This is a genomic window from Runella salmonicolor, from assembly GCF_024158025.1.
GTDB classification, from domain to species: Bacteria; Bacteroidota; Bacteroidia; order Cytophagales; family Spirosomataceae; genus Runella; species Runella salmonicolor.
Genome location: NZ_JAMZEL010000007.1, coordinates 183,314 through 205,501, shown reverse-complemented (window position 1 = coordinate 205,501; position 22,188 = coordinate 183,314). Strand labels below are relative to the sequence as shown.

Below are 22,188 nucleotides of genomic sequence, written 5' to 3'. Positions count from 1 at the left end.
TTAAACTCATGCAACCTTTGTGCCAAGCATTTGCATCTACCTTTTGAAACAGCCTGATTATGGTCAAAATTTTACAACTGTTCACGAGCGAAGCCCAATTGGTAAAATCCTTACAGAAGGGAGATGCCAAGGCACAACGCCACCTGTACGAAAAGTACTCGGCGCGGTTGCTGGCGGTGTGTGTGCGGTATATAAACGATAAAATGGAAGCGGAAGACGTGTTGATTGAGGGGTTTATGAAGATTTTTGACCGTATCGACCAATTCAAAGGAGAAGGTAGTTTTGAGGGCTGGATGCGTCGATTAATGACCAATGAAGCGTTGATGTATTTGCGCACTAAGCGTCATATTGAAGTAGACCTTGATGCGCCAGAAGCACAACATCTTCCCAATTATGAATGGGCGGATGCCACCCTCGAAGTGGATGATTTAATGGCGGTTATCGCCAAGTTACCGACAGGTTATCGTACAGTGTTTAACCTGTATGCCATTGAGGGATACTCACATGCAGAGATTGCCGAGCAATTAGGAATTACTGAAAGCACCTCAAAGTCACAATTGCATCGGGCACGTGCTTTGTTGCAAGACATGGTAAAAGAAATAGAAGATTTAAATCAAACCGCTGAAGCGGTGAAAAGTTTAAAAGGGAAATAACGATGAAAAAGCACCCTATTGACAAACTCTTTGCCCAAAAGCTCAAAGAAGCTGAAATCAAACCTCGCGACGAAGCGTGGGAAAAACTGCAGTTACGTATGCAGCAGAACAAAAAACGCCGAATCGGTGGTTGGTGGCAGCAAGGGCCTTGGTTGGCAGCAGCAGGTGTGTGTTTACTCTTGGTAGCAGGGTGGTTGACTTGGCGCGCAAATTCGTCAAATGAAACCCACTTGGCTCAACACACCCACAGCACCAAAGCGAAAGCAATAGAAAAACAAGTTGCCCCCAAAGACGAAATAAAAATGGAGGTAGATGCACCATTTGCTGAACAAGACCAAGTGGCTGCCACGCTAAATAAGTCTGAGTCTATCAAACAAACGGCTCGGAAAAATACCACCAACACTGCACCTGAATTGAAATCAGCGCCTGTTAGTCCTCAACCAATGGTGGCGACTTTGCCAGATGTACAAAAAGCAGAGAATCAGGCTAAACCCGAAAACGCGCCAGAGCCTATAGTCGAAAGTCCTCGAACAATTGCTCAGACGTCGACTTACCCAGAAATTACATCTGGAGCAAAGACCGTGGTGTTGCAGTTGCCCGAATTAAAAGAAACGTTAGTCGCTGCCAATACGAAAGAAACCATTGCTGAACCCAGAATAAAATCGGACGATACTAAATCTATCTCGGATGAACTGGAAGACGATATTCTCAACAAACCCCGTAAATCCACTCGTATGGCTAAAGTATGGAAGCAATTGAAAAATGCTAAAAACGGCGAACGCGTAGACTGGGATGAAGTAGGATTCAATCCGAATAAAATGTTGGCTAAAGCCACTGGTAAGGAACGTAATTAAATCAACCATGAAACCACTAAGTAGCAAATTTAACATCAATACAGCCATGAAAAAGTCAATTGTAACCTTTGTTTTAGCGTTTATCGCTTTTGTTGCGCAAGCCGAAAAATACACTCAAAAAGGAGATTCTTTGATTGTACAATTTGGTAACAATACCCGCCTGATTATTCAGGCCAAGGATAAAGAAGGGATTCAGAGTCTTCGTCAATATGACCTCAATAAAATTGTTCGGGATATGGGGGCCGCGCTAGATTCTAGCAGCAAAGAAACTTACATCTACATCAACGAGCAAAACGGTCGTAAATATTTAAAAGACACGGTTTTAGTTATCAGCCGTAAAGACGGAGAAGTTAAAATTACGATTAATGAGCCCAGCCAAAAATCGTCAGATTCTAAGGATGAAGATGTAAAACGTTCTGAAAACAATAAAGACGACGGAACCGTTACGCGCAGTGTAACACGGCGTTATAAAAGTCCACGAAATGGATTTGATGTACTTGTTGGCCTCAACACGTACGCCAAAAATACGCCGCTTAGCTATCAGGAATCAGATTATGATTTATTGCCGTGGGGGTCGCGCTTTGTAAGTCTTACATGGGTTCGGGGAGCGGCTATAAGCAGGGGGAAAGATGCCTCCTTGGGGCTGGATTTAGGTATTGACGTTTCATGGTACAACATGATGTTTGACGGAAACAATACCGTTCAGAAAGATACGCGTGCTATTTCATTTCCCGTGGCAAATACCTCTGGTGAGGTGCACAAGTCTAAGCTAACATCGGCTTATTTGAATCTGTCGCTGATGCCTACATTAGCCATTCATCATGGCCCTATCTCCTACCTAAGTGTAGGGATGTACGGAGGGTATCGATTGGACAGTTATACAAAAGTTCAGGAAGAACGTAAGGGACGCTCAGAACGCACACATTCCAATTTTCATTTAAATGATTTTCGTTATGGAATCGGGGCTGAATTAGGAATTCGTCATTTTCCAGATTTATTTATGCAGTATGATTTAGGAGAATTATACCAAACAAATAAAGGACCTGCGGTACGGATGATTAGTTTCGGTATTCGCCTATAATGTTCATAGATAGGTGGTTAAAAGTTTTTCGATAATTCTCTTCGGGCTTTTAACCACTTTTTTTTTTGTTTCGAAAATGCTTTAGTAAAATATTTTTTTCACTAAAGGTTTGAATTAAAAGCAAAACCTTATACATTTGCGACTCCAAAAGAAAATCAAACAGCTTTTGGGTGTTTTTTGAGAGTAACAAGGGGGTGTACCAGAGTGGCCAAATGGGGCAGACTGTAAATCTGCTGGTTCATACCTTCGGTGGTTCGAATCCATCCGCCCCCACTTTTAGTAAATAGGTTTTCGGCATTCGTTTTCTCACTGTCAACGCTCGTCTGAAAACTGACAAGCTAAAAAACGCGGGAGTAGCTCATTTGGTAGAGCGGTAGCCTTCCAAGCTTCAGGTGGCGGGTTCGAGCCCCGTCTCCCGCTCATTTTTCAAGTTAATTGTTACTTGTTAATCGTTATTTAGAGACTAATACTTAACTAATAACTTTTAACGAATAACGGTTAACTTTTTTATTGAAAGCCGTTATAGCTCAGTGGTAGAGCACTTCCTTGGTAAGGAAGAGGTCCGGGGTTCAAATCCCCGTAACGGCTCGAGGTGAAGGCAATCATTGTTTAATCATGCGAGCGTGAGATTCAGTCCTCCATAGCTCGTCTTTTTGCCTTCTTAAAACTCTGGAATGCAAGTTTTCTCTGTAAATCCATAATAAATTCAAAATCAACTTTTAGTTAATACAACAATGGCAAAAGCACAATTCGACCGTAGCAAACCCCACGTAAACGTAGGTACTATCGGTCACGTTGACCACGGTAAAACTACTTTGACTGCTGCTATCACTAAAGTACTCGCAGAAAAAGGCTTGGCAGAAAAGCGTGATTTCTCATCAATTGATAATGCGCCGGAAGAAAAAGAACGCGGTATTACAATCAACACGGCTCACGTAGAATACCAGACAGAAAATCGTCACTATGCTCACGTTGACTGTCCAGGTCACGCTGACTACGTAAAAAACATGGTAACGGGTGCTGCTCAGATGGATGGTGCTATCATTGTGGTAGCTGCTACTGACGGTCCAATGCCACAAACTCGTGAGCACATCCTTCTTGCTCGTCAGGTAGGTGTACCTCAATTGGTTGTTTTCATGAACAAAGTGGACATGGTAGACGATCCTGAGTTATTGGAGCTTGTTGAAATGGAAATTCGCGAATTGTTGTCTTTCTATGAATTCGACGGTGATAATATCCCTGTAATTCAAGGTTCAGCTCTTGGTGGTTTGAACGGCGATCCAAAATGGGTTAAAACCATCGAAGATTTGATGGATGCCGTAGATAGCTGGATTCCAACTCCTGCTCGTGACATGGACAAGCCATTCTTGATGCCAGTTGAAGACGTATTTACGATTACTGGTCGTGGTACTGTTGCCACTGGTCGTATCGAGCGTGGTGTAATCAACACAGGTGATCCCGTTGAAATCCTTGGTATGGGTGCAGAAAACCTCAAATCTACTGTAACAGGGGTTGAGATGTTCCGCAAAATCCTTGACCGTGGTGAAGCTGGTGACAACGTTGGTTTGCTCCTCCGTGGTATCGAAAAATCTGATATCCGTCGTGGTATGGTTATTTGTAAGCCAGGTTCAGTAAAACCACACGCTAAATTTAAAGCTGAGGTTTATATCCTGTCAAAAGAAGAAGGTGGTCGTCACACTCCATTCTTTAACAACTACCGTCCACAGTTCTATTTCCGTACCACTGACGTAACAGGTATCATTACTTTACCTGCTGGTGTTGAAATGGTGATGCCTGGTGATAACTTGACGATTGATGTCGTTCTTATCAACCAAATCGCTATGGAAAAAGGTCTTCGTTTCGCTATCCGCGAAGGTGGACGTACGGTAGGTGCTGGTAAAGTAACCGAAATCGTTGACTAATTAGTATATTTTAAGATATACAAAAAGGGCACTCAATTGAGTGCCCTTTTTTATTTACGATTAACTCGCTAATTTGGCGTTCGCTTTTTCAAAAAGAAATGCCGGGATTTAAGTTTTACAGTTGTATTGCAGGGATTTTGATTTTCTGTTTGCTGAGCCAGCTTATAAAAGCTCAGTTACCAGTAACAATCCTTAATGAAAAATCCATAGAGGTAAATTTATGGGGGAAAAATAGTATTGAATATTTTGAAGATACTACCCGTCATCTAACCATGGAGGAACTGCTGAAAGATTCTTCCATTTCCTTTAAAAGTACGCAAAGCCATTTGCCAGATTTTGGATTTATTGAAGAGGCATATCATTGGGTTCGTTTTCGGGTGCGAAAACAAACCGATAAGCCCATTAATTGGGTTTTGAGAAATGATTACCCTATGATTGATGAGTTGAATGTATTCTTAATCAATGAGGCATCTGGAGAAATAATCAAAAAAACGGTTAGGGATGCCTTCCCCACCTACCAACGTGAGATTAGCGTTCATCAATGCGCCATTCCGATTGATATTCTTCCCAATCAAAACTATACAATCTACGTTCAACTGGTTGGAACAGATGCTAAACTGATAAAACTCAAACTTTCGGAAACCCACTATTTTTATAGTAGTTATTTAGACGAACTTTGGTTTTGGAGCGCGCATTTGGGGTTTGCACTTTGTATGATTATAGTTCAGGTGGTATTTTTGTTAGTTACCAAAGAACGAAATTTTTTGTTGTATGTGCTTTTTCTGCTAGGGTACTTATCTATTGCTATCATAGGGGGGTATGGTATTATTGACAGTATTGTATGGCCCGAAAATATCTGGCTTAAAAGGTTCGGAATTGTATTTGCAGTAGTACTGAGTAATGTATTGGGAGCCTTATTTTATACTCACGCGCTTCGCCTTAAAAATACATCTCCCCTACTCTACAAATTTTTACTGGCAGACATGGCCCTGTCGGTTGTATTGAGCAGTTGGATATTTATTATTCCTTACGATATCAGCGTAAATGTGTATTCAAGTGCGCTGATTTTTGTTTTTTTTAGTTTAGTATCTGTTTCTTGTGTGGTTAGTTACAGGCGTGGCAATGTCTCTGCTTTGTATTATTTGTTTGGTACCATTGCTTATTTCATTGGTATTTTAGTGCAAATAATCTGGACTCTTGGTTACCTCTACCCTTCGCTGATTGTGGTCAATTCAATGCATATTGGAAGTATGCTTGAAATGATATTTTTTACGTGGGCGCTGGCCCGGGATTATCGCCGCACAAGAGAAGAAAGAGAGGATACGCAAAGGGAGTTGATTACCGCTTTACAATCCCAAAATAAAGAGATATCTGAAGCACTACTACGCGGACAAACGCTTGAGCGTAAGCGTGTTGCGGCCGATTTGCACGATTCCTTAGGCGGTACACTATCTGCTATGCGTTGGACATTGACGTCATTTAACACGAAACATTTGTCTGCTCAGGAAAAACAAGTGTATGATAGCCTGGTTGAAATGACCAATGATGCACACCAAAGGGTTCGTTTTTTGAGTCATAACTTACTGCCAGAAGATTTAGAGGAAGATGGATTGCAGGTAAGCATTGAAAAACTGATTGAAAAACTTAACCGGAGCAACAAAACTAAATTTGAACTAAATATACATTTAGATAATAGACTGAATAAAAAAACGGAATTTGAACTCTATAATATTTTTCTTGAGCTGATTAATAATGTATTAAAGCACGCTAATGCTACGGAAGCCTATATCTCATTAGAAAACCTCGATGGCTATGTTCATCTGGAAGTTTTTGATAATGGAAAGGGCATAAACGGTGAAAGTAAACGTGGAAAAGGTTTGTATAATATTCAGGATAGAATTGCTTCATTGGGAGGGACATGGCAGATTGAATCTACCACGAAAGGCACAAGTGTATTGGCCCATGTACCTTTGACTTAAAATTTTTATACTTTTGTGCGCTCTTATAAACTGTGCCCATGGCCGAAAAACGTAACTCTGCACTCATTTTTATCTTCATCACTTTATTAATTGACATAACCGGTATTGGAATTATTGTACCGGTTATACCAAGACTTATACAGGAACTGACCAGCGAAGGCCTTTCAGATGCAGCACTCTACGGAGGTTGGCTGATGTTTGTCTACTCGGTTGCACAATTCATATTTTCGCCGATTTTGGGCGGTTTGAGCGACCAATACGGTCGCAGACCTATATTACTGGGGTCTTTGTTTGGGTTTGGATTAGATTATATTTTTAGTGCTTTTGCCTCAAGCATAGGTTGGTTATTTTTGGCCCGGGTCATAGCTGGTATATTTGGGGCAAGTTTTTCAACCGCTGGGGCCTACATTGCAGATGTCAGCCCTCCTGAAAAACGGGCTCAGAATTTTGGACTGATTGGCGCTGCTTTTGGGTTAGGATTCATTCTTGGTCCAATGATTGGAGGATTATTGGGGCAATACGGCCCACGCGTGCCTTTTTTCGTGTCGGCAGGATTAAGTTTATTGAATTGCATTTACGGCTATTTTGTGCTACCCGAATCGCTCGATGAAAAAAACCGCCGTCCCTTTGATTGGAAACGTGCAAATCCAGTAGGCGCATTGCGGCATTTACAAAAATACCCAGTTATTTTCGGACTAGTTATTCCATTGGTTCTGACTTATATTGCTGGGTATGCCACTCAAAGTACCTGGACTTATTTTACCATGGAAAAATTTGGTTGGGATGAAAAATGGGTTGGCTACTCATTGGCTTTTGTGGGTTTGATGGCTGCTATTGTACAGGGCGGTTTAACGCGAACGGTTATTCCAAGGTTAGGAAATACAAAATCTATCTATTGGGGACTTTCTCTCTATGCCCTAAGTTTCTTGTTGTATGCTTTTGCCGATAAAGGTTGGATGATGTTTGCTATCACCGTCATGTCGGCACTGGGAGGAATTGCTACGCCAGCCCTACAAGCGATTATGTCCAATGAAGTGCCTCCCAATGAACAGGGTGAACTTCGAGGTGCTCTTACGGGCCTGATGAGTTTAACGGCGATTTTTGGGCCCATCATGATGACTTCTCTCTTTGCTTATTTTACCTCTTCTTCTGCTCCTTTTCAGTTTGCAGGTGCTCCTTTTATGATGGGAGCGGTACTAACCGTTTTCAGTTTGGTTTTAGTAAAGAAATTATTAACAAAAAATTGAAAATCTTCTGAAAGTCTTGCAGTTGAAAAAATAAATCTCTACTTTTGCAGTCCGATTTGAAAAGACATCTTTACACGGGCATAGTTTAAAGGTAGAACTACGGTCTCCAAAACCGTCGGTCTGGGTTCGAGTCCTGGTGCCCGTGCTATTTTTTGCGCAAAATGAACTCATTTATAGAATTCGTAACCGCCTCCTGGGACGAGGTAAGACATAATGTCACATGGCCCAAACTTACAGATTTACAGTCTAGCACTACTTTGGTACTGTTGGGGTCGTTAATCTTTGCTGCCGTGGTAGGTCTTATGGACTTCATCTTCGAGAATGCCCTCTCTTTTCTTTATCAGTCATTTTAAGGGTATTTGTCCCTGTCACCCAAACATTGAGCAGGTATGAGCAATCTGAATTGGTATGTTATCCGGGCAGTGTCTGGTCAGGAGAAAAAGATTAAAACTTATCTCGAAAACGAAATCACCAGACAAGGTATTCAAGAGTCAATTCCTGAAATCCTGATTCCAACCGAGAAAATTGTTGAAATGCGTAACGGTAAAAAACGGATACGTGAAAAGAATTTTTTTCCAGGTTATATCATCATTTCTGCTGATTTGTCTAAGGGTGATGCTTATCACTTGATTACTACTATGCCAGGTGTTTTAGGTTTTCTGGGTAATACTACAGGAAATTCTAAAGTGCCAGTGCCGTTGCGGCAAGCCGAGATTAATCGGATTTTGGGTAAAGTAGAAGACGCAGTAGAAGAAGTTGAAGCGCCGAAAGTAAGTTTCATGAAAGGCGAAAGCGTCAAAATCATTGACGGACCTTTCAGCGGATTTATCGGCACAGTTGAAGAAATTTTTGACGACAAGAAGAAGCTAAATGTCGTTGTGAAAATATTCGGGCGTAGTACGCCCGTGGAGCTGAGTTACGCACAAGTAGAAAAAGAAAGCTGATTTATCAGAATGTTGCCGGGAGTACGAGACGAAAAGCTTCCACTTTCGTCTGTCAGCCGTACGCTTGAACCGGTAACGCCAACTTAAACGTTTAATAACGATGGCGAAAGAAGTAGCAGGTTACGTCAAACTGCAAGTGAAAGGTGGCCAGGCCAATCCTTCTCCCCCAATCGGACCCGCATTAGGTTCGAAAGGTTTGAACATCATGGAGTTCTGCAAGCAATTTAACGGTCGTACGCAGGACAAAATGGGAATGGTATTGCCAGTAGTAATTACCTACTACAAAGACAAATCATTTGAATTTGTCATCAAAACTCCACCGGCTCCCATTATGCTTATGGAGGCTGCAAAAGTGAAACTCGGTTCGGCTGAGCCAAACCGTAAAAAAGTAGGGTCAGTAAGTTGGGATCAAGTGAAAGTAATCGCTGAAACCAAAATGCCCGATTTGAACTGCTTCACAATTGAGTCTGCAATGAAAATGATTGCGGGAACGGCGCGTAGTATGGGTATTACAGTATCAGGGCAAGCTCCTTGGGATAACTAATCACAAGCGGACGTAAAGACATTTTGAACAATGGCAAAATTGACTAAAAAAAGAAAAGATGCTTTAGCGAAATATGACTCCAGCCAGGAGTATTCGTTCGAAAAAGCAGCAGAAATTCTGAAAGACATCTCATATACTAAGTTTGATGCTTCAGTAGATATTGATGTTCGCTTGGGTGTTGACCCCCGCAAAGCAGACCAGATGGTTCGCGGTGTGGTGGCCTTACCGCACGGTACAGGTCGTGAAGTACGCGTTTTGGTACTTTGCTCTCCTGATAAAGAAGCCGAAGCCAAAGAGGCAGGTGCTGATTATGTAGGTTTGGATGAATACGTAAAAAAAATCGAACAAGGCTGGACAGACGTAGACGTGATTATCACGATGCCTACTGTAATGGCTAAAATCGGTAAATTAGGTAAAATCTTAGGACCTCGCGGTTTGATGCCAAACCCCAAATCAGGAACTGTAACCCTTGAAGTCGGTAAGGCTGTAAAAGAGGTAAAAGCGGGTAAAATTGACTTCAAGGTTGATAAGTTCGGTATTATCCATACCAGCATTGGCCGTGTGTCTTTTGGTTCTGATAAAATTGCCCAAAACGCCCAAGAATTGATTGCTACTTTGATGAAGCTCAAACCATCTTCGGCTAAAGGTACCTATGTAAAAACCGTACACCTATCGAGTACAATGAGTCCGGGTGTAGTGATTGATAAAAGCACGATTGCAGGAATATAATTATGACACGCGAAGAAAAAGCCGTTATCATAGACGAACTCAGCGAGAAGTTCAAGGCGATACCTTATTTCTATATTGTTGATGCTACCGGCATGACAGTGAGTGAAACAAACAATCTGCGCCGTAAGTGTTTTACACAAGGCGTGGAGTATCGTGTCTTTAAAAATACGCTGATTGCAAAAGCATTGGAAACATTAGATACTGATTATACTCCTTTCAACGATACCGTTTTGAAGGGTTTCTCAGGAATCATGTTCCATCCGGAGTCAGGTAAAGCTGCGGCAAAATTGATCAAAGAATTCCGTAAAGAGTCAGGCAATGACAAATTGAAGCTTAAAGGTGCTTCGGTTGAATATAGCCTTTTCATCGGTGCTGATCAGCTTGACACGCTCTTGACCCTGAAGTCAAAACAGGAATTAATCGGGGAAATTATTGGTCTGTTGCAATCACCTGCCAAAAATGTCGTATCGGCATTGCAAAGCAGCGGAGGCAAATTGGCTGGTATCCTCAAAACTTTGTCAGAACGCGAAGGATAATCCATCGTCTTTGACCAAGACGTTGCTTTTGGAACGTATTTTTTACGACTGACAACAGCAGCAAATATTAATCAATCAAAACATAAACAGAAACAATTTTAACTTTCAATAAAATGGCAGATTTGAAAGCATTCGCTGAGCAACTTGTTAACCTTACTGTAAAAGAAGTAAACGAACTTGCAGCAATCTTGAAAGATGAGTATGGTATCGAACCCGCAGCCGCAGCTCCTGTAATGGTAGCCGCCGCAGGTGGTGGTGATGCAGCTCCTGTAGTAGAAGAAAAAACTTCTTTTGACGTAATCTTGAAATCAGCTGGAGCCGCTAAACTTCAAGTTGTGAAACTTGTTAAAGATTTGACAGGCCTTGGCTTGAAAGAAGCGAAAGAACTCGTTGACGGAGCTCCGAAACCTTTGAAAGAAGGTGTTTCTAAAGACGAAGCAGAAGCTTTGAAAAAACAATTGGAAGAAGCTGGTGCTGAAGTAGAAGTTAAGTAATTTCTATTTTTTACATCCAAATTCCTGAGGGATAGGCCTGACCTTGCGTCAGGTCTTTTCCTGTTTTAAGCCCCTTACCCCAAAGGGGACTCCTTTAAAACTCTCCGCTGGGGATGAGAGTTGAGTTTCATCTGAAACACTTCGCCACTCGTAGGAGCGATGCAGAGGGATGAAAACTTTTTGAAAACTACGAGGCGTGCTAAGTTTTTTGTAAACTAATCATTGATTTCCAGCGTTATACATTGTCACACTGACGTTGGGCTCTATCCACCAAAAAAACTTATAAAGCCTTGGTAACCAAACAACCTCCACGTAAAAATTTCGCCCGGATCAAGCCTGTAATTGACTATCCGGACTTCCTGGATGTGCAAGTTCGTTCTTATCGTGAATTCGTTAATTTAGATACCGCATCTGAAGAACGTCACAAAGAAGGCTTGTATAAAGTATTTCAGGAAAACTTTCCTATTTCAGATTCCCGCGAAAACTTCGTACTTGAATTTGTCGATTATGCACTTGATCCACCAAAATATTCGGTAGACGAATGTATCTCGCGCGGATTAACGTATTCTGTGCCGTTGAAAGCAAAATTGCGTCTTAAGTGTAATGATGCTGACAACGAAGATTTTGAAACCATTGAGCAGGAAGTGTTTTTGGGAGCGATCCCGTACATGACCGAAAAAGGCTCTTTTGTTATCAATGGTGCCGAGCGCGTAATTGTTTCGCAATTGCACCGTTCACCAGGTGTGTTTTTCTCAATGAGCAAACACACCAACGGAACAAAACTATATTCTGCCCGTATTATCCCGTTCAAAGGGTCATGGATTGAATTCTCAACCGACGTCAACAACGTAATGTATGCGTATATTGATCGGAAAAAGAAATTCCCCGTTACTACCCTTTTGCGCGCTATCGGCTTTGGCTCTGACAAAGAAATCCTTGATTTGTTTGAGCTCTCGGAAGAAATTCCAGCGACTCAGGCAAGCTTGAAAAAAGCCGTTGGTCGTCGCTTGGCGGCGCGGGTTTTGCGCACATGGACGGAAGACTTCGTAGATGAAGATACTGGTGAAGTAGTATCTATCAGCCGTAACGAAGTTTTGCTAGAGCGTGATTCTATTGTATCAGCCGATGACTTGGACGTAATCCTTGACTCAGGACAGAAATCTATTATTCTGCACCGTGAGGATATGAACATGGCGGATTACAATATCATCTATAATACGCTACAAAAAGATAGTTCTAACTCAGAAAAAGAAGCGGTTGAGCAGATTTATCGCCAATTGCGTAACGCAGAAGCTCCCGACGAACAAACGGCCCGCGAAGTAATTCAAAGCCTGTTCTTCTCTGATAAGCGTTATGACCTAGGAGATGTAGGACGCTACCGAGTAAATAAAAAATTGCAATTGGATATTTCAATGTCGACCAAGGTGTTAACTACCCAAGACATTGTTTCCATTGTAAAATACTTAATCGGCCTTATCAACGCCAAAGCCGTAGTGGATGATATTGACCACTTGTCGAACCGCCGTGTTCGTACCGTGGGAGAGCAACTATGGGCCCAATTTGGGGTAGGTTTGGCGCGTATGTCTCGTACCATCAAAGAGCGTATGAACGTTCGCGATAACGAAGATTTTAAGCCAATTGACTTGATTAATGCCCGTACGTTGTCGTCGGTGATTAACTCATTCTTTGGTACAAACCAGTTGTCGCAGTTTATGGACCAGACCAACCCGCTGGCAGAAATTACGCACAAGCGTCGTATGTCTGCACTGGGGCCAGGTGGTTTGAGCCGCGAACGCGCTGGTTTTGAGGTTCGTGACGTTCACTATACGCACTACGGACGTCTTTGTACGATTGAAACGCCCGAAGGTCCAAACATCGGTTTGATTTCTTCCCTTTGCGTGTATGCCAAAACAAACAGCATGGGCTTTATCGAAACGCCTTACCGCGTAATTGATAATGGTAAATTGACCAATGAACTGGTTTATCTGACGGCAGAGGAAGAAGATTCACGTTACATCGCACAGGCCAATGCGTTTGTTGATGATAAAGGAAACTTCTTGATCGATAAAATCAAGACACGTTTTGAAGGTGACTTCCCAATGGTGGATCCTTCGCAGGCGTCATTGATGGATATTGCCGCTAACCAGATTGTATCGGTGGCCGCTTCTATGATTCCATTCTTGGAACACGATGATGCTAACCGTGCTTTGATGGGTTCAAACATGCAACGTCAGGCTGTGCCTCTTCTCCGTCCTCAGGCACCTATCGTAGGTACTGGTTTGGAAGGACGTGTGGCCCGTGACTCGCGTGCATTGGTTGTCGCGACTGGAAATGGAGTGATTGAATTCGTGGACGCAACCAAAATTGTTGTTCGCTATGAGCGCACCCATGAAGAACGCCTTGTAAGTTTTGACAGTGATGTTGTTACTTATAACTTGGTTAAGTTCCGTCGTACCAACCAAGATACTTGTATCAACCTTCGTCCAATGGTGCTGAAAGGCCAAAAAGTGGAGAAAGGTGACATTTTGAGCGAAGGTTACGCGACAGAAGCTGGAGAATTGGCGCTGGGACGTAACTTACTTGTAGCCTTCATGCCTTGGCAAGGATATAACTTTGAGGATGCTATCGTAATCTCAGAGAGAGTTGTTCGTGATGACATCTTTACTTCAATCCACATCGAAGAATTTGATTTGGAAGTACGGGATACCAAACGCGGAGAAGAAGAGTTGACGGCTGAAATTCCGAACGTAAGTGAGGAGGCCGTTAAGAATCTTGACGAAAACGGTATCGTTCGTATCGGAACAGAAGTAAAAGAAGGAGATATTTTAATTGGTAAAATTACTCCAAAAGGAGAGTCTGACCCAACGCCAGAAGAGAAACTATTGCGTGCCATCTTTGGTGACAAAGCAGGTGATGTAAAAGATGCATCTCGTAAAGCACCTCCATCGATGAAAGGTGTGGTCGTTGATACTAAGCTATTCTCTCGCCCAGGCCGTGATGAGCGCGTCAAGCAGAAGGATGAGCTAAAAGTGTTAATGAAAGCCTACAGCCGCGATTTGACTAAACTTCGTGAAGTAATCATTGATAAAATGGTGGAACTTCTCGATGGTAAAACAAGTGCGGGAGTAAAACATAAATTCGGCGAAGATATCATCAGCAAAGGGGTGAAATTCAGCCGTGTTAATATCATCAATAACGTATTTCCTGACAAAAACCCTTACCGGGATGAGGCAGGTTATGTTGTTGCGGAAGAAGTAAACTTGTTGGGCGATTTAATTATCGAAGGTTGGACAGAAGATCCTACTACCAACAAGATGTTGTTTGAAATGGTGAAAAACTATCAAAAACGTCGTAACGAAATTGCTGGACGCTTCAAACGCGACCGCTTTACGTTGGAAGTTGGAGATGAACTCCCTGCGGGTATCGTGAAGTTGGCCAAAGTATATATCGCCAAGAAGCGCAAGCTGAAAGTAGGTGATAAAATGGCTGGTCGCCACGGAAACAAAGGGGTTGTGGCAAAAATCGTTCGCGATGAAGATATGCCTTTCCTTGCTGATGGAACACCAATGGATATCGTGTTGAACCCACTTGGGGTACCTTCACGTATGAACATCGGTCAGATTTATGAAACCATTTTGGCTTGGGCTGGTAGAAGATTGGGCCGTAAATATGCGACACCGATTTTCGACGGAGCTACTGAGGATCAAGTTGTTGCTGAATTGAACGAAGCCGGAATTCCTGAATTCGGACGTACACCGCTTTACGATGGTCAATCAGGAGATATGTTTGACCAAAACGTAACAGTAGGTATCATGTACATGCTGAAATTAGGTCACTTAGTGGATGATAAAATGCACGCCCGTTCGATTGGGCCATACTCACTCATTACGCAACAACCATTGGGTGGTAAAGCCCAGTTTGGGGGTCAGCGTTTTGGAGAAATGGAAGTGTGGGCACTCGAAGCATTTGGAGCGTCGCACATTCTGCAAGAGATTTTGACCGTGAAATCGGATGACGTTATCGGACGTGCAAAAGCGTACGAAGCGATTGTGAAAGGTGAAAACCTTCCGAAACCAAATATTCCTGAATCATTCAACGTATTGATTCACGAGTTACGAGGTCTCGCTCTCGAAATCACAATGGATTAATTTTCATTCTTTCAGAGGTAATTTTCCGAAGGTTTTAAACCTTCGGAAAACTAAAAGAACTTCTGTCAGAAGCTTTCAAAAATCATTTTCACAAAAACAATATCCGAAATGTCATTCAAGAAAAACAAGAAAATCAATAGTGACTTTTCGCGGATTACCATCAGCTTGGCATCGCCAGAGTCTATCTTGGAGAGCTCTTATGGCGAGGTAACCCAGCCGGAGACAATCAATTATCGGACCTATAAACCTGAAATGGGTGGGCTTTTCTGCGAGCGCATCTTCGGGCCGGTAAAAGACTGGGAATGTCACTGTGGTAAATATAAGCGCATTCGTTACAAGGGTATTATTTGCGACCGTTGCGGAGTAGAAGTAACGGAGAAAAAAGTACGCCGTGAACGGATGGGACACATCGAGTTGGTTGTGCCCGTAGCTCATATCTGGTATTTCCGTAGCTTGCCAAACAAAATCGGTTATCTCTTGGGCCTTTCTACCAAGAAATTGGACCAAATCATTTATTATGAGCGTTATGTAGTTGTTCAGCCGGGTATCAAAGCGGAAGATGGAGTCAATAAAATGGACTTCTTGACCGAAGATGAATACTTGGACATTGTGGACAAACTGCCACGCGAAAACCAAATGTTGCCTGACACTGACCCCAATAAATTCATCGCTAAGATGGGTGCCGACGGGTTGGAAATGTTGTTGTCACGGACACAATTGGACGAATTGTCTTACGAACTGCGCCACAACGCAGCCAATGATACCTCACAACAGCGTAAAGCGGAAGCGCTGAAACGTCTGAAAGTGGTGGAAGCCCTCCGCGACGCCAACACCCGTATCGAAAACCGCCCCGAGTGGATGGTGATTCGTATGGTGCCTGTGATTCCACCGGAATTGCGTCCATTGGTGCCGTTGGATGGCGGTCGTTTTGCTACGTCAGACTTAAATGACCTGTATCGTCGCGTAATTATTCGTAACAACCGTTTGAAGCGTTTGATTGAAATCAAAGCTCCTGAGGTGATTTTGCGTAACGAAAAACGGATGTTGCAAGAAGCGGTTGACTCATTATTTGACAACAGCCGTAAAGTAAATGCCGTTCGTTCAGAAGGTAACCGCGCGTTGAAATCCCTTTCCGATATGTTGAAAGGTAAGCAGGGCCGTTTCCGTCAAAACTTATTGGGTAAGCGTGTTGATTATTCTGGTCGTTCGGTTATCGTGGTAGGTCCTGAGCTCAAATTGCACGAGTGCGGACTTCCTAAAGACATGGCGGCTGAGTTATTCAAACCGTTTATTATCCGTAAACTAATCGAACGCGGAATCGTAAAAACGGTAAAATCTGCGAAGAAAATCGTTGACCGCAAAGACCCTGTGGTTTGGGATATTTTGGAAAACGTGTTGAAAGGACACCCAGTGTTGCTCAACCGTGCTCCAACCCTTCACCGTTTGGGGATTCAGGCGTTCCAGCCTAAATTGATTGAAGGAAAAGCCATTCAGCTGCACCCACTCGTTTGTACGGCGTTCAACGCTGACTTTGACGGTGACCAGATGGCGGTTCACGTACCACTAGGACAAGAAGCAGTTTTGGAGGCATCTATGTTGATGCTTTCTTCACACAACATCTTGAACCCAGCCAACGGTGCGCCAATCACGGTACCTTCACAAGACATGGTTTTGGGCTTGTATTACGTAACAAAAGGACGTAAATCAACGCCTGAGATTCCAATCATTGGAGAGGGTGGTATATTTTACGGAGCGGATGAGGTCATCATTGCCATCAACGAAGGCAAGTTGTCGAAGCATGCTCATATCAAATGCCGCGTGACGGTTCGTAACGAGGATGGTACGCTGGAGAAGAAATTGATTGATACCGTAGCCGGTCGAATCCTTTTCAACCAGTTTGTCCCTGAATCAGTAGGATACATCAATGAATTGTTGACAAAGAAAAAATTGCAGCAAATCATCGGTCACGTATTCAAAATTGCGGGTAACGCGCGTTGTGCTCAGTTCTTGGATGAAATCAAGCACTTAGGCTTCCAGACGGCATTCAAAGGTGGGTTGTCAATTGGTTTGGGTGATATCAAAATCCCAGACGAAAAATGGCAGCTTATCGACGGAGCCAAAGGGGAAGTGCAAGGTGTAATGGACAACTTCATGATGGGTCTGATCACCGAAAACGAGCGTTATAACCAAATCATTGACGTTTGGACGCGTACCAACACCAAGTTGGCCAACACGCTCCTGACGCAATTGGAAAATGACCAGCAAGGATTCAACTCAGTATATATGATGATGCACTCGGGAGCGCGTGGTTCTCGGGAGCAAGTACGTCAGTTAGGTGGTATGCGTGGTCTGATGGCTAAGCCTCAGAAAAACCTAGCGGGTGGCGTAGGTGAAATCATTGAAAACCCAATTTTGTCAAACTTTAAAGAAGGTCTTGACGTATTGGAGTACTTCATCTCTACCCACGGTGCACGTAAAGGTTTGGCGGATACCGCTTTGAAAACGGCCGATGCAGGTTACCTGACTCGTCGTTTGCACGATGTGGCGCAGGATGTAGTTGTAAACGAAGAAGATTGCGGTACCCTGCGCGGTATTGAAATTTCAGCGTTGAAAGACAACGAAGACATCGTTGAGCCATTGGCAGAACGTATCTTGGGTCGTGTATCGGTTCATGATATTTTAGATCCGCTTACTGGTGAGCTAATCATCGCCTCTGGAAGCGAAATCACGGAAGAAATTGCGTCTCGCATCGACGAAACCAGCATTGAAGCCGTTGAAATCCGTTCGGTATTAACTTGTGAAACCCGTAACGGAGTTTGCTCGAAATGCTACGGACGTAACTTGGCTTCGGGACGCATGGCAGAAAACGGTGAAGCTGTTGGGGTAATTGCCTCACAGTCAATCGGTGAGCCAGGTACCCAGCTGACCCTTCGTACATTCCACGTGGGTGGGGTTGCGCAAAACATTGCGCAGGAAGCCTCCATCAAAACCAAGTTTGACGGTAAAGTGGAATTTGAAGATATGCGTACGGTAGATTCTACCGATAACGAAGGAAACCCTGCTACCATCGTAATGGGACGCTCGGGCGAAATTCGTATCATTAGCGAAGCCAACGGACAAGTACTGATTGCAAACAACGTACCTTACGGGGCTACATTGTTGGTAAAAGAAGGACAAAAAGTAACCAAAGGACAGGAACTTTGTAACTGGGATCCGTACAACGCCGTTATCCTTTCAGAATTCAACGGCGTAATCGAATACGAAGCAATTGAAGAAGGTATTACGTTCCGTGAAGAAATCGACGAGCAGTCGGGCTTCCAGGAAATGGTAATCATCGAAAGTCGTGACCGTACCAAGAACCCAGGTATTTTGGTGAAAGGAAAAAGCCCGCTTTTAACTGACATTGAAGAGAAAATCTATAACTTACCTGTGGGTGCTCGTCTGGTAATCAAAGATGGTGCCGTGGTAAGAACAGGTCAGCCTTTAGCAAAAATTCCTCGTACCTTGGGTAAAACCCGCGATATTACGGGAGGTTTGCCACGGGTAACTGAATTGTTCGAAGCTCGTAACCCGTCTAACCCTGCGGTAGTATCTGAAATCGACGGTGTAGTTATCTACGGTATCATCAAACGTGGTAACCGTGAAATCAACATCGAGTCGAAAGACGGTACCCGTAAAAAATACCTTGTGCCATTGTCGAAACACATTCTGGTACAAGACGGTGACTACGTAAAAGCTGGTGAGCCGCTTTCTGACGGAGCCATCACGCCAAGTGATATTCTTTCAATCAAAGGACCAACCGCCGTACAGGAGTATCTCGTAAACGAAATCCAAGAGGTTTACCGCTTACAAGGGGTAAAAATCAACGATAAGCACATCGAGTGTATCGTACGCCAAATGATGCAGAAAGTTGAAATTATGGATCCAGGTGATACTAACTTCCTCGAAATGCAGGCCGTTGATAAGTGGACATTCCGCGAAGAAAACGACCGTGTACTCGACATGAAAGTGGTAGAAGATGCTGGTGATTCAGAATCTCTCAAACCGGGTATGTTGATTTCTGCACGCCGTTTGCGTGACGAAAACTCAACGCTTAAGCGCCGTGACCAACGTTTGGTGACTGCCCGTGATGCCAAACCTGCGGTAGCTCAACCTACGCTGATGGGTATTACGCAAGCGTCTTTGGGTACTGAAAGCTTTATCTCTGCGGCGTCGTTCCAGGAAACGACCAAAGTATTGAGCGAAGCGGCCGTACGCGGAAAACGCGATACCCTCGAAGGCTTGAAAGAAAACGTGATTGTAGGTCACTTGATTCCTGCTGGTACGGGTGCCCGTCGTTATCAAAAACTCATCATTGGTTCGAAAGAAGAACTCGAAACAGTGAGCGAGTCACGCGAGCGCAGCGGTTCACGCCGTGGCAAACGTGAATTGGCGAATTAATAGGTTTCCAATTAGTTTATATAGTAAAACGCCCCGACCTAGGTTGGGGCGTTTTTTTGGTTTTGATGGGGGAATACTTTTTTTCGATTCCAGCCGTTTTTTAGTTCCTTTGTTTTTTAAACGATTTATTATGAGCATGAAAAAACTAATTTTCTTCTTTACACTTTTCATTTTACGTTTTACACTTCTTCAAGCCCAAGAAAATACATACAATCTGATTCCTTTTCCTGCGCAGTTCAATGGCGGCGAGGGGACGTTTGTATTAAATGCGCAAACCAAAATTATTGTCACGGCCAAAGATGCACCGTTGAAAGTAGTTGCGCAAAGTTTGGCAACTACGTTGAAAACGGCTTCGAAACTACCTTTGGCCATTGCTGCCACAGCTCCCCCAACGGCCAAAAACGTAATTTATATTCGTCTAAATAAAGCATTAGGCCTTGGTACAGAAGGCTATAAGCTTAGCGTAAGCACCGACCGAGTTACGTTGGAAGCGGCAACACCGCAAGGCGCTTTCTACGGGGTACAAACCATTCTGCAACTATTGCCGACGGCTGTTTTTAGTCCCGTACCCGTTGAAAACGTGGCATGGTCGATGCCCGTGTGTCAGATTCAGGATAAGCCCCGTTTTGTTCATCGTGGCCTTATGCTGGATGTCAGTCGGCATTTTATGCCCGTTTCGTTTATTAAAAAATACATTGATTTGTTGGCCTTGCACAAAATGAACATTTTTCATTGGCATTTAACCGATGATCAAGGCTGGCGCATTGAGATAAAGAAATATCCAAAACTGACGCAAATAGGCTCAAAACGCAAAGAAACGCTCGTTGGTCAGTATTCAGAAAACTATCCGCAAAAGTTTGATGGAAAAGAAATCAGCGGGTTTTATACCCAAGCCGAAATCAAAGAGGTGGTGAAGTATGCCCAATCAAAATACGTGACCATTATTCCCGAAATCGAACTGCCGGGGCACTCGTCGGCGGCGTTGGCGGCGTATCCTGAGTTGGGTTGTGAGCCTTCTAAAAAATACGAAGTGGCCACCAAATGGGGCGTGATGAATGATATTTATTGCCCCAATGAGAAAACCTTCACGTTTTTGCAGGATGTGTTGACAGAAGTATTTGCCTTGTTTCCGGGGAAATACGTTCATATCGGTGGGGATGAAGCCCCCAAAGATGCTTGGAAGCAGAGTAGTTTTTGTCAAGAGTTAATCAAAAAATTGAATCTCAAAGATGAGCATGAACTCCAAAGCTATTTCATCAAGCGCATCGAAAAGTTTGTTAATTCAAAAGGGCGAGCCATTATCGGTTGGGACGAGATTTTGGAAGGCGGCGTAGCGCCCAATGCCACGGTGATGAGTTGGCGTGGTACCAAAGGGGGCATTGAAGCCGTCAAGCAAAAGCATAACGTCATCATGACGCCCAATACTTATTACTACCTAGACTATTATCAGGCCAATCCTGCCAAAGAGCCCTTGGCTATCGGTGGGTATTTACCCATTGAAAAAGTATACGAATATGACCCCGGAGCAGGGTTTTCTCCCGAAGAACAAAAATACATTTTGGGGGTGCAAGGCAATGTTTGGACCGAATACATGCCTAGCCCTGCACAGGTAGAATACATGACGTTCCCACGTGCTACGGCCATTGCAGAAGTGGCTTGGGTACCTTCTGGCGGAAAGAATTTTGAAGATTTTGCCACACGACTGAAAGAACATTTAAAACGATTGAATTATCTGAAAGTCAATTATTCAAAAAGAATTCTGGACGTGCGGGCGGTGACGCAATTTAATAATCAAGGACAATTGCAGGTTCGGTTAGAAAAACTCGACTCCGATAGCAAAATATATTATACCACTGATGGCAAAGAACCTTCGACGAGCTCGACCGAATATTTGATGCCCATTACGTTGGATAAAATCACCACAATTAAAGCTATCACTACGGCAGGGGCCACGTTTGAAGAGAAATTCTTTATTCACCGTGCCAAAGGAAAACCCTACACCTATGCCAATGCACTAGCTGACGGTGTTGATACAGACAAGAAGAAACTCACAGACGGCCAAGTAGCGCAAAGCCCCCGAAACAGCGCTGAATGGGTCCGTATGTCGGGCAAAGATTTTGAAATCACGATTGATTTAGGAGAGGTAAAACCCGTTACCAAAGTCTCTACCAATTTTCTCAAAGTAATCATGAACAATGTATTTCCACCTACGTCGGTTGAAATTGGCCTTTCACGCGATGGTGAAAGTTTTAAAGATGCATTGGCTCAGCCTGTAAAATACGAACTGGAAGGGCCGTGGCAGATTATGCCCGTAGTGGCAGATTTCAAAACGGCCCGGGCTCGTTATATTCGAATTCGTGCCAAAAACGCTGGCCCAGCTCCCGCAGGACATCCCGCTGCAGGACGGCCTACAACGATTGCAATGGATGAAGTTGTGGTAGACTAACAATTTTTTAAAGATACAGCAAAAGCACTGCCTTGGCGGTGCTTTTGCGTTTTTAATACCTCCATTCTTCCCGTTTACGCCGTTTTTCAGGCAGTTCATCCCAATTTTATCTTATTTTTTTGAACAATGAAGTAGGTTTGCAACGTTTTTATATCAGAAAAGTACAAACAC

General features: G+C 43.5%; 15 protein-coding genes and 4 tRNA genes. All 19 read left to right on the top strand.

Going from position 1 to position 22,188, the window contains the following annotated elements; all coding sequences use genetic code 11:
• Positions 1 to 59: 59 nt before the first annotated feature.
• The 19 genes from NCI00_RS17600 (at position 60) to NCI00_RS17510 (ending at position 22,017) form a co-directional block, all read left to right on the top strand.
• Complete coding sequence (locus NCI00_RS17600) at positions 60 to 653, top strand: RNA polymerase sigma factor (protein WP_253529663.1); 594 nt, start codon at positions 60 to 62, stop codon at positions 651 to 653.
• A gap of 2 nt (positions 654 to 655) precedes the next feature.
• Positions 656 to 1,507, top strand: coding sequence for a hypothetical protein (locus NCI00_RS17595; RefSeq protein WP_253529661.1), 852 nt, complete (start codon positions 656 to 658; stop codon positions 1,505 to 1,507).
• Positions 1,508 to 1,553: 46 nt separating this feature from the next.
• The gene (locus NCI00_RS17590; RefSeq protein WP_253529659.1) at positions 1,554 to 2,588 is read left to right on the top strand and encodes an outer membrane beta-barrel protein; all 1,035 of its coding nucleotides are present in this window, start codon (positions 1,554 to 1,556) and stop codon (positions 2,586 to 2,588) included.
• A gap of 190 nt (positions 2,589 to 2,778) precedes the next feature.
• Positions 2,779 to 2,861: transfer RNA gene (locus NCI00_RS17585), tRNA-Tyr, on the top strand.
• A gap of 74 nt (positions 2,862 to 2,935) precedes the next feature.
• A tRNA-Gly gene (locus NCI00_RS17580) sits at positions 2,936 to 3,008 on the top strand.
• Between the two features lie 96 nt (positions 3,009 to 3,104).
• Positions 3,105 to 3,176, top strand: a tRNA-Thr gene (locus NCI00_RS17575).
• 146 nt (positions 3,177 to 3,322) lie between these two features.
• A complete protein-coding gene (tuf, locus tag NCI00_RS17570) occupies positions 3,323 to 4,510 on the top strand; it encodes an elongation factor Tu (RefSeq protein ID WP_166558283.1) in 1,188 nt (395 codons plus the stop codon).
• 98 nt (positions 4,511 to 4,608) lie between these two features.
• Entirely contained in the window at positions 4,609 to 6,489 is a 1,881-nt protein-coding gene (locus NCI00_RS17565; RefSeq protein WP_253529657.1) for a sensor histidine kinase, read from the top strand.
• Positions 6,490 to 6,527: 38 nt separating this feature from the next.
• Positions 6,528 to 7,736, top strand: coding sequence for a TCR/Tet family MFS transporter (locus NCI00_RS17560; RefSeq protein ID WP_253529655.1), 1,209 nt, complete (start codon positions 6,528 to 6,530; stop codon positions 7,734 to 7,736).
• Between the two features lie 74 nt (positions 7,737 to 7,810).
• Positions 7,811 to 7,881: transfer RNA gene (locus NCI00_RS17555), tRNA-Trp, on the top strand.
• A gap of 16 nt (positions 7,882 to 7,897) precedes the next feature.
• Positions 7,898 to 8,089 (top strand): preprotein translocase subunit SecE, encoded by a 192-nt coding sequence (secE, locus tag NCI00_RS17550; protein WP_166558286.1) that lies wholly within the window; start codon positions 7,898 to 7,900, stop codon positions 8,087 to 8,089.
• Between the two features lie 36 nt (positions 8,090 to 8,125).
• The gene (gene nusG, locus NCI00_RS17545; protein ID WP_114068267.1) at positions 8,126 to 8,680 is read left to right on the top strand and encodes a transcription termination/antitermination protein NusG; all 555 of its coding nucleotides are present in this window, start codon (positions 8,126 to 8,128) and stop codon (positions 8,678 to 8,680) included.
• A gap of 100 nt (positions 8,681 to 8,780) precedes the next feature.
• Positions 8,781 to 9,224, top strand: a complete 444-nt coding sequence (gene rplK / locus NCI00_RS17540) for a 50S ribosomal protein L11 (RefSeq protein ID WP_114068268.1) — start codon at positions 8,781 to 8,783, stop codon at positions 9,222 to 9,224.
• Positions 9,225 to 9,254: 30 nt separating this feature from the next.
• Positions 9,255 to 9,953, top strand: a complete 699-nt coding sequence (gene rplA / locus NCI00_RS17535) for a 50S ribosomal protein L1 (RefSeq protein ID WP_114068269.1) — start codon at positions 9,255 to 9,257, stop codon at positions 9,951 to 9,953.
• Between the two features lie 2 nt (positions 9,954 to 9,955).
• Positions 9,956 to 10,489 (top strand): 50S ribosomal protein L10, encoded by a 534-nt coding sequence (rplJ, locus tag NCI00_RS17530; RefSeq protein WP_166558287.1) that lies wholly within the window; start codon positions 9,956 to 9,958, stop codon positions 10,487 to 10,489.
• 113 nt (positions 10,490 to 10,602) lie between these two features.
• Positions 10,603 to 10,983 (top strand): 50S ribosomal protein L7/L12, encoded by a 381-nt coding sequence (gene rplL, locus NCI00_RS17525; protein WP_166558288.1) that lies wholly within the window; start codon positions 10,603 to 10,605, stop codon positions 10,981 to 10,983.
• A 290-nt stretch (positions 10,984 to 11,273) separates the two neighbouring features.
• Complete coding sequence (gene rpoB / locus NCI00_RS17520) at positions 11,274 to 15,131, top strand: DNA-directed RNA polymerase subunit beta (protein WP_166558289.1); 3,858 nt, start codon at positions 11,274 to 11,276, stop codon at positions 15,129 to 15,131.
• Between the two features lie 108 nt (positions 15,132 to 15,239).
• A complete protein-coding gene (rpoC, locus tag NCI00_RS17515; protein WP_166558290.1) occupies positions 15,240 to 19,571 on the top strand; it encodes a DNA-directed RNA polymerase subunit beta' in 4,332 nt (1,443 codons plus the stop codon).
• A 136-nt stretch (positions 19,572 to 19,707) separates the two neighbouring features.
• A complete protein-coding gene (locus NCI00_RS17510) occupies positions 19,708 to 22,017 on the top strand; it encodes a glycoside hydrolase family 20 protein (RefSeq protein WP_253529652.1) in 2,310 nt (769 codons plus the stop codon).
• Positions 22,018 to 22,188: the final 171 nt, after the last annotated feature.